The following is a 15,261-nucleotide window of genomic DNA, read 5'->3' as shown; positions in this document are numbered from 1 at the left end:
CTTCATGTGCTTGACGACATCGAAAGCGTGTTTCAGCTTCAAAAGCAGCTGTTCAGTCTCGCCACCCTGGAAGGCCTTGGCGACAAATGCACCGCCTGGCTTGAGGTTTTCAAGCGCAAACTCGCCGGCCATCTCAAGCAGTCCCATGATCTTCAGGTGGTCTGTCTGTTTGTGTCCGACTGTATTGTGCGCCAGATCCGACAGCACAATGTCGGGCTTACCGCTCATCAGTTCGATCAACCGGGGGCCGATCGCCGGGTCCGTGAAGTCAGCCTCCAGGATATCGGCGCCTGGTACCGGATCGACCGGCAGCAGGTCGACACCAACCACATGGGCGGCGCCGCGGGCCTTGGCGACCTGGACCCAGCCACCGGGCGCACAGCCCAAGTCAATAACCCGCGAGCCGCGCTTCAGCAGGTGAAAGCGTTCGTCGATCTCGATCAGCTTGAAGGCGGCGCGCGACCGCCAGCCTTCTGCCTTGGCCTGCTGGACGTAGGGGTCGTTCAATTGCCGCTCCAGCCACTTGGCTGACGATTGCGTCCGGTACTTGGCGGTCTTGACGGCGGTATGGCCTTTGCCACGTCCCGCCAGGGTGCCACCTTCGGGCGGCTTGACCATACGGCGGCGTTCGGGCTCTTCGGGGGTATCGTTCATGGCGCGTCTATATCAGTGCCGTCAGGTACAAGAAAGGTTTGGAACCGCGAATGAACGCGAATATGCGCAAATAGTGAGCGCGAAGCGCTCGAAAAATGGCATGAACATCTGTAAAGACTTCCGAAAGATCATGAAATTGGCGCTTATTCGTGTTCATTCGCGGTTCCAATTCTTTCCTTATGAACACGCCGCTATGCTCAGCCATCGAGGAGGTCTCACCATGCACCCTGCCCTGTTTTTGATCCCGCTTCTGATACTGTCGGCCTGCGGCCCGTCCGAAAAGCCAGCCGATATCGCCACGGCAGCCGAAGCCCGGGCCGCCGAAGCGGCCGTCACGTCCGACCAAAGCGCCCTGTCCTTTGTCGACTCCTCGGAACTGGCCGGCTCATGCCGCCTGGAGATTGGCGACGCTGACGCCCAGGACCTGGCCGCCCGCTGCATCAAGCTGTCGCCGGCCACCCATCCGCTCTGCCATGTCGACAATTCCTGCAAGATGATCCGCGACGAAATCAAGCGTTCCTGCGCGCAGCTTCCGATCAACCGGCAACTGCCGGCAGAATGCGGCTGACGATTCCGGTTTGCAATCCCTGCGCCTTACGCCTATGTCAGGGCCGCATTTTGCTGCCCAAAAGGAGCCTTACCCATGGCCGATGATCCCGAAAACACCCTCATACTGACACTCGACACTGGGCCGGTGACGATCCGCCTGCGTCCTGACCTGGCGCCAAAGCACGTCGCCCGCATCAAGGAACTGGCGCGCGAGGGCTTCTACGACGGTATTGTCTTCCACCGTGTCATACCGGGCTTCATGGCCCAGGGCGGCGATCCGGAAGGCAAGGGTTACGGCGGCTCCGGCCAGAAAATCAAGGCCGAGTTCAACGCCGAGCCCCACGTCCGCGGCGTCTGCTCCATGGCGCGTTCGCAAAACCCCGATTCGGCCGACAGCCAGTTCTTTATCTGCCTCGACGACGCCCGATTCCTGGACAAGCAATATACTGCCTGGGGAGAAGTTACCGAAGGCATGGAAAACGTCGACGCCCTGCCCAAGGGCGAGCCGCCGCGCACGCCCGGCAAGATCGTCACCATGCGCGTCGCTGCCGATGCCAGCTAACGTTTAAGGGCTTCTTAAGGCCCACGCCGCTAAGGTGTGGGCCTTGGTTCCAGTAGCGTAAAAGTAGCTTTGTCAGATGTCCCAGCGTTCGAGAATAAGCCTTAATGTCGACGCCCTCAACCGCATCCTGTTCATCCGGTTGCACAGTCTGCGCCACGAACACGAAACACCCGACCTGAACGACTGCCTGCTTGGTGTGGAGCAGCCCTGGCGCTATGACGCCCTGTTCGACTTTCGTCGCTATGAAGCCGACCTTTCCGGCGAATATCTGGCTTTCCTGACACAGACGTGGACTGGAATGTACGAAGGCCGCGACCGCGGCCGCCGTATGGCCCTGGTCAGTCCCTGCCCGGTCCTTCATCTGCAATTGCGCGAAATGCGCGGCGTCGTGCCGGACCACGGTACCGTCGTCTTTGAATCGTTCGACGAAGGTCTGGACTGGCTAAGAACCGCGCGGCCGGTCGCAGCCTGACCATGCGTGCGTACCGACAAAAGGAGGCTGCCCGGTCGGGTGCTCCCCTTTTTTCCGACGACACGGTCTAGAAAAGTTTGCGCAATATGGACGACCGTCTCAACCAAGCCTTAAGGCCCGTGTGGCAGGGTGACCTTTCTGCAAGGACAATCGCACGCCCATGAGCCGTTCACGCCTTACCATAACCTTTGACGATTCTTGCCGTATCTTTGTCGCGCGCTATTTCGGTGAAATTGAAGGCGAAGACATCAATCACGGCCTTATGGATCAACTGCTCCATGTCGAATGTATTTGGACCTACGACTGCATCATCGACATGCGTCGTTATGAAGGCACGGTCCTGATCGGTGAAATCGAGGATCTGGGCAATCGTTGGGCGGCCTTCGCCAACGGCCGCGACCTGGGTTGTTTCACAGCCATTATCAGCGATGACACGCTGGTCAAGGCCCGCCTGCCCGTAACCCAGTCGCTGTTTCCGACGCGCACGATCGAACTGTTTGCCAATTTCGACGAAGGCCTGGACTGGATCAATGTCCAGCGCAGATATCTGCAGAAAGCGCTAGCGGTTTAACTGATGGCGGTTTCATCTTGACCTGAACGGCGTTTGCGCGTTTGAGACGCGACATGCTGGTTTCCGACTTCGATTTTGATCTTCCCGACGATCGCATCGCCCTGCGTCCCGCCGAACCGCGGGAATCCGCTCGACTTTTGCGTGTCGACGCCGCGGGCAACCTCAGCGACGCCCATATCGGCGATATCGGCCGCTTCCTGCGTCCGGGCGACCTGCTGGTGGTCAATGACACCCGAGTTCTGCCGGTGCAACTGCACGGCTTCCGGCGGCGCGATGGCAGCGACGTGTCTGTGGAAGCCACCCTGATCAAGGCCACGGGCGGGTCACAATGGCAGGCCTTCCTCAAGCCCGGCCGCAAGGTCCGCATAGGGGACAGCTTGCTTTTCCGAAGCGATTTTTCGACTGTTGAATTGCAAGCCACTGTTGCTGGCAAGGAAGATGACGGGCTCTATGCGCTCAACTTCCTGCATGTCCCCGCAGACCTGTTAGAGCGCCTGCACATCATAGGTGCCATGCCCTTGCCGCCCTATATCCGCTCCAAGCGCCTCGAAGACGACCAGGACAAGCGCGACTACCAGACCATCTTCGCCAACCAAGAAGGTTCGGTCGCGGCCCCCACCGCCGGGCTGCACTTTACTTCCAGTTTGCTGGAACAGTTGCAAAGCGACGGCATCGCCATTGAGCGGATTACACTTCACGTCGGCGCCGGCACCTTCCTACCCGTCAAGGTCGACGACACAAACGACCATGTCATGCATGCCGAATTCGGTGTCATCACCCAGGCCTCCGCCGACCGTATCAATGCGGCCCGCACCGCCGGCGGGCGGATCGTCTGCGTCGGCACAACCTCGCTGCGCCTGCTGGAAAGCGCCTGCGATGCCGATGGCATGATCCAGCCCTTCGCCGCCGAGACCTCTATCTTCATCACTCCGGGCGTCCGGGTACGGTCGTGCGACCTGCTGATGACCAACTTTCATCTGCCGAAATCGACATTGTTCATGCTGGTCTGCGCTCTCGCCGGGACGCAGGTCATGAAGGCGGCCTACCGCCACGCCGTCGACAGCGGGTATCGTTTCTTCTCCTATGGCGACGCCTGCCTGCTGACCAACACTTCCGATATTTCAGAATCGTCAGGACTTTGACTTGCCCGAGCGACCCCGCTAAGAGGCGCGGATGAGTGCTTTTCCCTTTACCATCCATGCCTCGCAAGGCCAGGCGCGCACCGGCGTACTGCAGACGCCGCGCGGCGATATACCGACCCCTATCTTCATGCCCGTCGGCACGGCCGCCACGGTCAAAGCCTTGACGCTTGACATGGTCCGCCAGAGCCATGCGAAGATCATCCTCGGCAACACCTATCACCTGATGCTGCGACCGGGTCCGGAGCGCGTGAAACGCCTTGGAGGCCTTCACAAATTCATGGGCTGGGACGGACCGATCCTGACCGACAGCGGCGGGTTTCAGGTCATGAGCCTGTCCAAGATAGCCAAGGTCAAGGAAGATGCCGTCACTTTCGCCTCGCATATTGACGGATCCAAGCATGTCCTGTCACCGGAACGCTCAATCGAGATCCAGGCCGACCTGCTGGGCTCCGACATCGTCATGCAGTTGGACGAATGTGTTTCATGGCCGAGCGAGGAAAAGCGCGCCCAGGAAGCCCTTCAGTTGTCGGCGCGCTGGGGCCTGCGCTCAAAACAGGCCTTCGGCACCCGCGACCGTCAGGTTTTGTTCGGCATCCAGCAGGGCTCAACCTTCGAAAATCTGCGCCGGGAATCGAGCGATCGCCTGCTCGACATAGGCTTTGAAGGCTATGCGATCGGCGGGTTGGCGGTCGGCGAAGGCCATCGCGCCATGTGCGATACGCTCGATTTTTGTGCCCCGCTTCTGCCGTGGGAGCGGCCGCGTTACCTGATGGGTGTCGGCAAGCCCATAGATCTGTTGGAAGGCGTCGCCCGCGGCGTCGATATGTTCGACTGCGTCCTGCCGACGCGATCGGGCCGCCATGGCCAGGTATGGACCTGGGACGGCCCGATCAATATGAAGAACGCCCGCTTCGCCGAAGATGACACCCCTTTGGACGCGGCCAGCGATTGCCCGGCCAGCCGTGACTATTCCAAGGCCTATCTGCACCATCTGGTGCGATCCGAGGAGATACTCGGCCAGATCCTGTTGTCGTGGCACAACATTGCTTTCTTCCAGTCGCTGATGATCCGGATGCGCCTAGCCATTGCCGGCGGCACTTTCGACCGCCTGCGCGCCGACCTGCTTAGCCGATGGACGACTGACTGACCTAACGTGAACTGTAAATTCGCCACAGTCGCGAGTTTTGTCACGTCCAGACCACAAATCTGTTGCAAATGCGTCATATCAGCGTCATCCGTTCCCCTTTGCAGACCTCACAACGGGGCTGAATCAACAATCAGGGCAAGCGACACCAAGGAAGGGGCAATCTCTTTCACCTTAGGGAATCTGCCCATGCTGTATCGTAAATCCAGACACGCCCTCGCTCTTATGGGCGGTGTTTCCACAGTCATCCTGGCTTTTGCCGTCCCCGCCTACGCGCAGGACGGCGACACGGTAGAGGTGACCATCACTGCTACGCGGCGCACCGAAGCTGCTCGTGATGTGCCTGTCGCTGTCACTGCCATTTCCGGCGAAAAGCTCGATATCTTGAACTCCTCAGGCCAGGATGTCCGCATGCTGTCTGGACGGACGCCGTCCCTGATCGCCGAATCCTCCTTCGGCAGGACCTTTCCGCGTTTCTATATCCGCGGGCTGGGCAACACCGACTACGACGTCAATGCCGCCCAACCCGTGTCGGTTGTCTACGACGATGTCGCGCTGGAAAGTCCGATGCTGAAGTCCTTCCCGATCTTTGACGTCGACTCGGTCGAAGTCCTGCGCGGTCCGCAGGGCACTCTGTTCGGCCGCAACACGCCCGCCGGCGTGGTAAAGATCAACTCGGCTAAGCCATCGGACACCTTTGGTGGCTTCGGCAGCGTCTCGGTCGGCACCTACAGTACAACCAATATTGAAGCCGCTATGACCGGTCCAATCGCCGAAGGTCTGGCCTTCCGCCTGTCGGGCCAGATACAGCATCGCGACGACTGGGTTGAAAACACCAATACGACTGGCCTCGCCGACCCCATGCTGGAAGGCTACAATGACCAAGCGGCACGCGCCCAGATTTCGTACAAAAGTGGCAGTTTTGACGCCCTGTTGAGCGTCCATGGCCGCGACCTGGAGGGTACGCCGCGCGTATTTCGTGCCGGCATCTTCAAGCAGGGCACCAATGACTTCGTCGACGATTTCGACGTCGAAAAGGTGGCACTGGATGGCGTGACGTCCCAGTCCCTGTCGTCGTCAGGCATCGGCGTGCAATTGAATTACTATTTTGACGGACTCGGCACCCTTCGCTCGATCACCGGCTATGAGACGGCCAAGGTCGAAAGCTCTGGCGACATCGACGGCGGTGATACCTACGTCTTTCCGCCTCTGGGCCTGAACAACGCCCTCTTCCCCAGCAGCACCGGCGGTGTCTCCAAGCCGGAAGAACTGAGTCAGGAAGTGCGCTTTGAATTCGACCCATGGGGCAATTTCAGCGCCCAGGTTGGCCTCTACTTCTTCGAACAGAAGCTGTTCTACAATGAATTGAATTATGATGGCGCCGGCGCTGTCAATGCCAATGTCGCGCACGAAAACTACCAGACCAATATGGGCCTGTTCGTCTCGGGCGAATACAAGCCCTCCGACCTGCTGACGTTACGCGGCGGCCTGCGTTTCTCGGCCGACCGCAAGACCGACGAGATTTCCGGCACACCCGTCCTGACCGGTGTAACCCTTCCAGTGGAAAACACCGTCCGCGGGGACAATGTTTCGGGCGATCTCAGCGCGACTTATGAACTGTCCGAGAACATCAATCTCTATGGCCGTTTCGCCACGGGTTACCTTGGACCGGCGATCCAGGATCGCGTCAACTTCGTCTTCACGCCGACGGTTCCGACAGTGAAGGAACAGACAACCGTTTCGTACGAAGCCGGTGTAAAGTCCGTCTTCTTCGATCGCAAGCTTCGCCTCGACGCCTCTGTCTACAGCTTTGAAACCCAGGACCTGCAGTTGACCGCTGTCGGCGGCACAAACAACTCGGCCAAACTGATCAATGCCGACAAGGCGATCGGTTACGGCGTTGAGTTCGATATGACAGCCAAGCCGATGCCAAACCTGCTCCTGACGGCCGGCGCCAGCTACAACTTTACGGAAATCCAGGACCCAACCCTTGGCGTCGGTCCCTGTGGTTCGGGCATGTGTACGGTAAAGGACCCGATCGTTGGCGGGCTGGCCATGATCGACGGCAATCCCCTGCCTCAGGCGCCGAAATACGTCGCCAACTTCACGGCCCGCTATGCCTGGCCGCTGGACAATGGCGGCCAGGTCTTCGCTTACACCGATTGGTTCTATCGTTCCGAGGTCAACTTCTTTCTCTATGAAGCTGTCGAGTTCGAAGGCAAGCCCGAGTTCATCGGCGGCCTGCGTCTGGGCTATCTGAGCGACAACGGCACCGAATTCGCCGTTTTCGTACGCAATATCACAGACGAAATCCGCGCCGAAAGTGCCATCGACTTCAACAACCTGACTGGTATGGTCAACGATCCGCGTACCTTCGGTCTATCGATCAAAAAATCGTTCTGATCCCAGCTTAACGGGCCAGCGTAACAACAAGGCGAAACGGCCGGGAGCAATCCCGGCCGTTTTTTCTTATCTGTGCTTCTTGCTGGTCCGCTTTTTCGGCGCCGGCTTCTTGCCGGGTGCCTGAGCCGCCGGTTTCGACGGCTGGACATAGGTCTCGACATAGACGCGCGGCTTGAACCACGACGGCGCTGCCGGTGGCGCGCAGTTCTTGTTCATGCCGACACCCTTCAGATAAGCCCGGCGAACCTTGCCGGCCTGAATGGCGTTGTCCATCTGCTTCTGGTGCTTGTCAGCGCCCGACAGATAGCGAATCGCCCCGCGGAACGGAACGATGCCGCGCGCTGCGCCACGCACAGCACCTACAGCCTGTTCGTTGGCGAAAGCCTTGCCTTTTTCCGAGTTGGAGCGAGTGTCCTTCGGCGGGGGCGGTTCATCGAAATCCCGCCCCAGCAGGGCATCAAGCTGGACCACCTGGGAGGCAATGGCCTCGCAGGTATCCATGCCGGTCAGGTCGTACGGCTTGAGGACGGCGCTTCGCAGGATTTCAGGAATGTCCTGACGCTTCAGGTTGAAGTCTTCCAGCGGGGCCGTAAAGGCATCGCCCCAATCGTTATTTTTCTCGGAGCTGGACCGCATCCGGTCGTTGGCGGGCTGTTCGCGGCCGCGCCCATCTTCGCGCGGTGCCGAGGTGTTCACCGGATATTGCGGTGAGGACGCACACGCAGAAAGTGTCAGCGCGGAAGCCACTACGCATGCCGCCAACTTGCCGGCCTGTCGTCGAATCATAATTCGCCCCCCGTTAGCCTGATCTGGCTGTAAGTTCATACACCCGCCTCCAACCCAGCTGCTTTTTTAGCAGCTTTGGGGCATAAAAAAACAATACACAAAAAACAGTTCGCGCGCTTGCGCAATGCAGAACTCCCCTCTATGTAATCGTCCACGTTTTGATCCACCCTTTTCGGTTCCGGGTCAAGCCGTTACGTCTTTGGCATGAGCCCGTAGCTCAGCTGGCTAGAGCATCTGACTTTTAATCAGAGGGTCCTGGGTTCGAGTCCCAGCGGGCTCACCAAGCCAACTAAGGCGGCTTGCGTGACATAATCATGGCAAAGACGATATCTAATCCCTACAATTTGTAGCCAGTTGTAACCGGGCGGAACCTGACCGGCGGGGCGGCGCCAGATGTTGGTCCATCGTGAGCATGGGTTGGGCAGGGGCTTTACCTGGCGACCAATCAGGCCATCTCCAAAGCTTTATGGCTCAATTGGCCAGGCGCATTTTCGGCAGATAGCGGCCGTTTTCGAAACGATCGAACAGAAGCCCGGTCTGAGGGTGCTGCAACGGCGCGCCGGTGTCGTCCGAGCACAGGTTGCCCTCTGAGGCATAGGCGACGTAACAACTGTCGCCATTCTCCGCCAGCAGGTGATAAAACGGCTGGTTCTTGCTGGGGCGCACGCTTTCGGGAATGGCTTCCCACCATTCGTCCGTGTTGGCGAATTGCGGATCGACGTCGAAAATGACGCCACGGAAATCGAACAGATTGTGTTTCACAATCTGACCGATACCAAATTTTGCGCGCTGTTGTTGCATGTTTGGAACCCGTACTCCCCCTGAGCCAGACCATAGTGCACCCGGTCGGTCGCAGATTTCATGCGCCTTCCCCACTCGGTTGTCGCCTTTCTTTCATTTTCATGAATGGCGGACTATGGTTAAGGTCAAAGCTCTGAAGAACCAGTCCTATCCTGCTGAATCTCATAATCTTTCAAAAAACGGTTGGCTTTGTAACCTCTGCGCCCTAAGGTGAACGAGAAGGGGTGCCGCGGGCATCCGACCACGAGCGGGGTATGAGCCATGACCGGGGCTCCCTCACATATGCGGCGAAACACCGCCGCAGGGCGCCGTGATGCAGGACATCACGATTCGGGACGTCACGATTCGGGACGTCACGATTCGGGGCGCCCCGATTCGCGGAGTCGTGAGTTGGGGGCCAAGGGCGGGCGCGACGGCGGTATCTATGCAGCGCTCGATCTTGGCACCAACAATTGCCGGCTGATGATAGCCTCCTTCCACAATTCGCAGTTCAAGATCGTCGAGGCCTTTTCGCGCATCGTGCGTCTCGGCGAAGGCCTGGCCCATTCCGGACGTCTCCACGACCACGCCATGGACCGGGCGCTGAAAGCGCTGAAAATCTGTGCCGAGAAGATTGAGAAACGCGGCGCCGCCAGGATTCGCGCCGTCGCGACCCAGGCCTGCCGCATTGCGCGCAACGGCCGCGACTTCATTGCCCGAGTCGAGCGTGAGACCGGCTTGAAACTGACCATAATCAGCCCCGAGGAAGAAGCTCACCTGTCGGTCATGGGCTGCGCCTCCTTACTGGATGGCCGCGACCTCGTTCCAGTGGCGCGCACCGCCCTGGTGATGGACGTCGGCGGCGGTTCGACAGAGCTGAGCTGGGTCGAACTGGGCGAGCGCGGCGAAGGTCAAGGCGATGGTTCACAACTGGATGCCCAACTTCGCACCCTGCACATGACACGGCATATGCCGCGGCCGCGCCACTGGATTTCCCTGCCGGTCGGCGTCGTCAACCTGGCCGAACGATTCCCTGAGCCGGAGACCGGCGATCCTGAAGCCTGGTTCGAGACCATGGTCGCTGAGGTCGGCCAGCGCCTGCATAATTTCAGCGCCGCGGACGGGCTACGGCCGCATTTCGCCGCTGGCGAAGCCTACATCGTCGGCACGTCCGGCGCCATTACCTCCCTGGCCGGTATACATCTCGGCCTCGAGCGCTATGACCGCTCCCAGGTCGACGGTCTTTGGATGGAGCACCGTCACTGCCGCACGGTGATCGACCGCCTGTTGAAAATCGGACGCTCCGGGCGGGAGTTGGAACCTTGCATCGGACGCGACCGCGCTGACCTCGTCCTGGCCGGCGCCGCCATCCTCGAAGCCGTCCAGCGCCAGTGGCCGTGTACCCGGTTGCGTGTGGCCGACCGCGGTCTGCGCGAAGGGCTGCTGCTGTCGATGGCCAAACCGAAGGCGCGCCGCCGCCGTCGCGGCCGTCCCGGAAAAGCCCAGGCAGCCCAGTAAACATCTCTCAGGCAAAGGACGGTTGTTCGCGTGGCGAGGCGGTGAGTATCCTCTCGTCTCGTCTTCGTGGGATGCATCTCTGCAGATTTTCACTCGCCGACTATGCGAAGCAAAAATCATCAAGGGGATTTGTCACGCCTAGGCGTGAAAAAGGCGGATCGCTTTGATCCGCCTTTTTGGCAAGCTTAGTTTGAAGCGACCGGTGCGGCGGCGGGGGGCGGCGCCAGATCCTTAACTGGAACGGTTACGTCACAGACCGAGAAACCATCGCCCTTTTCCTTCAGCACGCCATCGAGGACGGCTTTGAACTGCGGTGAACTTGTATCCATAACAATCAATTGCGGGCGTTCTTCTTGCGGCATGTCGGCCAGGAGTTGCACCTTCAGCATCTTGTCGGGGTTGACCGGCGGTTCGCCGATCTTCAGCTTACGGACCACGTCGAGCCCGGAAACGATCGTCCCCAACGAAGTATAGCGGGTTTCAAGGAAGGCACTGGCGCCGCGCATAAGGAAAAACTGGCTGTTGGCGGAGTCGGGCTGAGAATCGCGCGCCATGCCCAGCGCACCCTGACAGAATAACCCCCAGGCCTTGACCTTGCCGTCGGCAGACATGGCCATCAGTTCGTTAACCTGAGACTTTACCGGCATGGCGCCAAGGAAACCGACCTGGGCGCCGACCGGCTGGGCGGCCACAACCATCGGGAAGCTGGCGTCACGACGCGTGCTGAATTCGGCCTTCAAGTCCGGCAATTCCGAAGCGCCCAGGCCTGTGCCTTGCGGGTCGCCGGTCTGCGCCATGAAATCTTCCATGACGCGATGGAAAATCAAGCCATCATAGAAATGCTGACGAGTGAGGGTCTTCATGCGCTCAACATGGCCTGGTGCGAGTTGCGGCGACATCTCGACGATCACCCGGCCCTTGGTGGTGTCGATCACCAGAGTGTTTTCCGCATCCAGAAGCCGGTACCCCGGCTCCAGGGTCTGCGCGCCGGCCATGCCCGCTCCGCCAACCAGAGCCGCAAAGGCCGCCGCCCCCACAAATAGCGCCTTTTTCAAAACTGACATATTTTGTCCCGCTGCAACTGTTTTAGGGCTTGTTGAAAAACAACGGCTTCACGTCATGGGTTGCCATCTCAAGATCGCTTGCAAATTCTGACGTGAGCCGCTCCAGCTATTTTTCAACGGGCCTTTAGCTTCTTACCTTGGCAAGGAGGCGCTTTTCAACACTTTCCGCCACGAACGGTCGGATACTGCCGCCCAATTGAGCTATTTCTTTGACCAGACGCGACGCGACGGCTTGATGACGCGGGTCGGCCATCAGGAAAACCGTTTCGATTTCGCGGTTCAGTTGCTGATTCATCGCCGTCATCTGAAACTCGTACTCGAAATCGGCGACGGCGCGCAGGCCCCGGATGATGACCGATGCGCCGACCTCCTGGGCGAAGTGGATCAGCAGGCTGGAAAACGGCCGGACCTCGATATTGCGCAAATGCCCTGTCTGTTCGGCGATCATCTCGACGCGCTCATCGAGGCTGAACATCGGCCCCTTGCCGGGATTACACGCCACACCAATGATCAGCTTGTCGACCAGCTTGACCGCTCGCCCAATGATATCTGTATGGCCGTTGGTGATGGGGTCGAAAGTCCCCGGATAAAGCCCTACCCGCATGCGCCCCTTGTCCTCAATCTAGGTTTCGTTGCCAATCACCGGCGCTTCGTCCGCTCCGGCCTCATCCTCGCCGCTGTCCGGAAGTCGCTCAACCGACACAACGCGCTCACCACCCGCCGTACGGAAAATCGTTACGCCCTGGGTGTTGCGGCCGGCAATGCGGACCTGCCGCACACTGGTGCGAATCAACTGTCCGCCCTGGGTCACCAGCAGGATTCCGTCTGTCGCCTCGATCGGGAAGCAGGCGGCCAACTTGCCGCCGCGCTTGCTCATGTCCATGGCGACGATACCCTGCCCGCCCCGGCCGGTACGACGGAATTCAAACGATGACGTGCGCTTGCCAAAGCCCATATCCGAAATCGTCAGGATGAATTCTTCCTGGCCCTTCAGGTCGCCAAAACGATCATCGGTCAATTGGGTGTCGTCCACCACCTCTTCGGCGTCGTCTTCAAGCGCGACAACAACCTCGTCTTCGCCATTGCCGTTCAGGGCAGCGCGTTCGACGTTGGCCCGTTTCAGGTAGGCAGCCCGTTCGGCCGCATTCGCATCAGACCGCTTCAGTATGGCCATGGAGATGACCATGTCGTCGCCCAAAAGGCGCACACCACGGACGCCGGTAGAATCGCGCCCTTTGAAGACGCGAACTTCATCCACGGCGAAACGGATCGCACGGCCGGCCGAGGTCGAGAGCAGAACATCTTGGTCGTCACTGCAGACCGCAACCCCGACAATAGCATCGCCGTCTTCCAGCTTCATGGCGATCTTGCCGGCGCGGTTGACATTGACGAAATCCGAAAGCTTGTTGCGGCGGATATCACCCGAGCGGGTGGCAAAGATGATGTCCAGCTTGTCCCAGGCGGCCTCTTCCTCGGGCAGGGCAAGGATGTTGCTGATATTGTCACCCGGTTCGATTGGCAGCAGATTGACGAAGGCCTTGCCCTTGGACTGCGGATTGCCGACCGGCAAACGCCATACCTTCAGCTTGAAAGCCTTGCCAGTCGACGAGAAGAACAGCATCGGCTGGTGAGTCGAAGCGGTATAGACGCCGATAATGGCGTCCTCGTCCTTCATGGCCATGCCGGAGCGGCCCTTGCCGCCGCGATGTTGTTCGCGGTACATCGACAAGGGTGTGCGCTTGACATAGCCCGAATGGGTTACGGTGACGACCATGTCCTCGCGTGGGATCAGATCCTCGTCCTCAATATCGCCTTCGGATTCGGCGATCTGTGTACGGCGGGGGACGGCAAACTGTGCCCTGACCTCGACCAGTTCCTCACGCACGATGCTCAGCACACGTTCGCGCGACGACAGGATTTCGAGGTACCCGGCAATGGAGTTGGCGAGAGACCGGGCTTCGTCCCCGATCTCGTCACGGCCCAGCCCGGTCAGGCGCGACAGGGTCAGGGCCAGAATAGCGCGCGCCTGTTCGTCAGTCAGGCGGACCTGCGCGCCTTCCAGCACGATCGATCGCGGATCGGCGATCAGGTCGATCAGCGGCGCCATGTCGCCCGACGGCCAGGTCCGGGCGGACAGGCGCTCACGCGCCTCGCTCGGGTCTGCCGACGACCGGATGATGTGGATGACCTCGTCGATATTGGCGACGGCGATGGTCATGCCGACGAGGACGTGGCCACGGTCGCGCGCCTTGTTCAACTCATAGCGGATGCGGCGGACAACAACGTCTTCGCGGAACTCCAGGAAGATGTCGAGCAACCGGCGCAGACCCATCTGCTGCGGCCGGCCATGGTCCAGCGCCAGCATGTTGACGCCGAAAGAAGTTTGCAGCGCAGTAAAGCGGTAGAGCTGGTTCAGGATGACGTCGCCCGAGGCCTCGCGCTTCAACTCGATGACCACGCGCATCCCTTGCCGGTCAGATTCGTCGCGAACGTCGGAAATACCCTCGATCCGTTTGTCGCGCACCAACTCGGCGATGTGTTCGATCATCGACGACTTGTTCACCTGATATGGTATCTCGGTGACAATGATGGCTTCGCGGTCTTTGCGGATCGTTTCGATAGTGGCCTTGCCGCGGGTAACCACCGAGCCACGGCCGGTCATCAGGGCCAGTCGGGCCCCGGAACGACCCAGAATCTCGCCACCGGTCGGGTAATCCGGGCCCAGCACGATGTTCAGCAGGTCTTCCAGGGAGGTCGAAGGATCGTCCAATACGGCCAGGCAGGCGTCGACGATTTCACCCAGGTTGTGTGGTGGAATATTGGTCGCCATGCCGACGGCGATGCCGCCAGCGCCGTTGACCAAGAGGTTTGGAATCCGCGACGGCACCACGGTCGGCTCGCGACGGCTGCCATCGTAATTATCCTGGAAATCGACCGTCTGCTTTTCAATATCGGCGACCAGCGCTTCGGCGGCCTTGGTCATCCGGCTTTCGGTGTAGCGCATGGCTGCAGGCGGGTCGCCGTCGACCGAACCGAAATTGCCCTGGCCGTCGACCAGCAGCAGGCTCATTGAGAAGGGCTGGGCCATCCGCACCAGAGCGTCATAGATGGCGCTGTCACCGTGCGGGTGGTAACGGCCCATAACGTCACCGACGATGTTGGCCGATTTGACATACTTCTTGTCGGAGGTCCTTCCCTCCTCGTGCATTGCATAAATGATACGACGATGAACCGGCTTCAGGCCGTCGCGAGCATCGGGAAGTGCGCGCGAAACGATCACGCTCATGGCGTAGTCGAGATAGGAACGTTTGAGTTCGTCCTCAATGTTGACGTAAGCGATACCTTGAGGAGGCGGTGGCGTACCGCCACCGGAAGGTACGGGAAGCTGTGCGTCGCCGTTCGTAGAATCGTTCATGAAACTGCTATCTTAGGTGTTGTCGGGCTTAGGGTTTGGCGGGACAAATCGGCTTTTTGTATCGGTCGCGATTACGGGTCTACCTGGACGCCATAACCCAGGTCGTTTCCGTCACGTCTCGGCAGCCTTTGGGGGATGCGAGAGATTACCGGCCGCGGTTCACCAACGTGTTCGCCTGTCGTGCCGACAATTCCCTGCGGG

General features: G+C 59.7%; 14 protein-coding genes and 1 tRNA gene. 9 read left to right on the top strand and 6 right to left on the bottom strand.

Going from position 1 to position 15,261, the window contains the following annotated elements; all coding sequences use genetic code 11:
- The coding region (locus tag ABAC402_RS25780) for an RlmE family RNA methyltransferase (protein WP_023448576.1) at nucleotides 1–654 on the bottom strand (654 nt) is incomplete at its 3' end.
- 220 nt (nucleotides 655–874) lie between these two features.
- Here ABAC402_RS25780 and ABAC402_RS25770 point away from each other — a divergent pair.
- From ABAC402_RS25770 to ABAC402_RS25740, 7 genes are all read left to right on the top strand, one after another.
- Entirely contained in the window at nucleotides 875–1,222 is a 348-nt protein-coding gene (locus tag ABAC402_RS25770; protein WP_023448574.1) for a hypothetical protein, read from the top strand.
- Nucleotides 1,223–1,297: 75 nt separating this feature from the next.
- Complete coding sequence (locus tag ABAC402_RS25765) at nucleotides 1,298–1,765, top strand: peptidylprolyl isomerase (protein WP_023448573.1); 468 nt, start codon at nucleotides 1,298–1,300, stop codon at nucleotides 1,763–1,765.
- A 76-nt stretch (nucleotides 1,766–1,841) separates the two neighbouring features.
- Complete coding sequence (locus ABAC402_RS25760) at nucleotides 1,842–2,237, top strand: hypothetical protein (RefSeq protein WP_023448572.1); 396 nt, start codon at nucleotides 1,842–1,844, stop codon at nucleotides 2,235–2,237.
- 160 nt (nucleotides 2,238–2,397) lie between these two features.
- Nucleotides 2,398–2,808, top strand: a complete 411-nt coding sequence (locus ABAC402_RS25755; protein ID WP_023448571.1) for a hypothetical protein — start codon at nucleotides 2,398–2,400, stop codon at nucleotides 2,806–2,808.
- A 53-nt stretch (nucleotides 2,809–2,861) separates the two neighbouring features.
- On the top strand, nucleotides 2,862–3,950 hold the full coding sequence (gene queA, locus ABAC402_RS25750; protein WP_023448570.1) for a tRNA preQ1(34) S-adenosylmethionine ribosyltransferase-isomerase QueA: 1,089 nt from the start codon (nucleotides 2,862–2,864) through the stop codon (nucleotides 3,948–3,950).
- A gap of 31 nt (nucleotides 3,951–3,981) precedes the next feature.
- Nucleotides 3,982–5,097 (top strand): tRNA guanosine(34) transglycosylase Tgt, encoded by a 1,116-nt coding sequence (gene tgt, locus ABAC402_RS25745; RefSeq protein WP_023448569.1) that lies wholly within the window; start codon nucleotides 3,982–3,984, stop codon nucleotides 5,095–5,097.
- Between the two features lie 186 nt (nucleotides 5,098–5,283).
- Nucleotides 5,284–7,497: a TonB-dependent receptor gene (locus ABAC402_RS25740; RefSeq protein WP_031235271.1), complete on the top strand. Its 2,214-nt coding sequence runs from the start codon at nucleotides 5,284–5,286 to the stop codon at nucleotides 7,495–7,497.
- Nucleotides 7,498–7,563: 66 nt separating this feature from the next.
- Here the strand turns inward: ABAC402_RS25740 and ABAC402_RS25735 are convergent, their stop codons facing one another.
- Nucleotides 7,564–8,283, bottom strand: coding sequence for a hypothetical protein (locus ABAC402_RS25735; RefSeq protein WP_052025262.1), 720 nt, complete (start codon nucleotides 8,281–8,283; stop codon nucleotides 7,564–7,566).
- Nucleotides 8,284–8,489: 206 nt separating this feature from the next.
- Here ABAC402_RS25735 and ABAC402_RS25730 point away from each other — a divergent pair.
- Nucleotides 8,490–8,566 (top strand) — tRNA-Lys (locus tag ABAC402_RS25730).
- 188 nt (nucleotides 8,567–8,754) lie between these two features.
- On the opposite strand, the gene hspQ is transcribed toward ABAC402_RS25730, so the two are convergent.
- Entirely contained in the window at nucleotides 8,755–9,084 is a 330-nt protein-coding gene (gene hspQ, locus ABAC402_RS25725) for a heat shock protein HspQ (protein WP_023448566.1), read from the bottom strand.
- Nucleotides 9,085–9,474: 390 nt separating this feature from the next.
- Between hspQ and ABAC402_RS25720 the strand changes: the two genes are divergently transcribed.
- Nucleotides 9,475–10,581 carry a Ppx/GppA phosphatase family protein gene (locus ABAC402_RS25720; protein ID WP_023448565.1) on the top strand — a complete coding sequence of 369 codons (1,107 nt, stop codon included), beginning with the start codon at nucleotides 9,475–9,477 and terminating at the stop codon, nucleotides 10,579–10,581.
- A gap of 185 nt (nucleotides 10,582–10,766) precedes the next feature.
- On the opposite strand, the gene ABAC402_RS25715 is transcribed toward ABAC402_RS25720, so the two are convergent.
- From ABAC402_RS25715 to gyrA, 3 genes are all read right to left on the bottom strand, one after another.
- Nucleotides 10,767–11,645 carry a peptidylprolyl isomerase gene (locus tag ABAC402_RS25715; RefSeq protein ID WP_023448564.1) on the bottom strand — a complete coding sequence of 293 codons (879 nt, stop codon included), beginning with the start codon at nucleotides 11,643–11,645 and terminating at the stop codon, nucleotides 10,767–10,769.
- Between the two features lie 124 nt (nucleotides 11,646–11,769).
- Entirely contained in the window at nucleotides 11,770–12,249 is a 480-nt protein-coding gene (gene coaD, locus ABAC402_RS25710) for a pantetheine-phosphate adenylyltransferase (protein WP_023448563.1), read from the bottom strand.
- 18 nt (nucleotides 12,250–12,267) lie between these two features.
- The gene (gene gyrA / locus ABAC402_RS25705; protein WP_023448562.1) at nucleotides 12,268–15,060 is read right to left on the bottom strand and encodes a DNA gyrase subunit A; all 2,793 of its coding nucleotides are present in this window, start codon (nucleotides 15,058–15,060) and stop codon (nucleotides 12,268–12,270) included.
- Nucleotides 15,061–15,261: the final 201 nt, after the last annotated feature.

Source organism: Asticcacaulis sp. AC402, from assembly GCF_000495835.1.
Lineage (GTDB): Bacteria > Pseudomonadota > Alphaproteobacteria > Caulobacterales > Caulobacteraceae > Asticcacaulis.
Note: the sequence above shows the minus strand (reverse complement) of the source record. Positions and strands in the feature narration are given on the sequence as shown.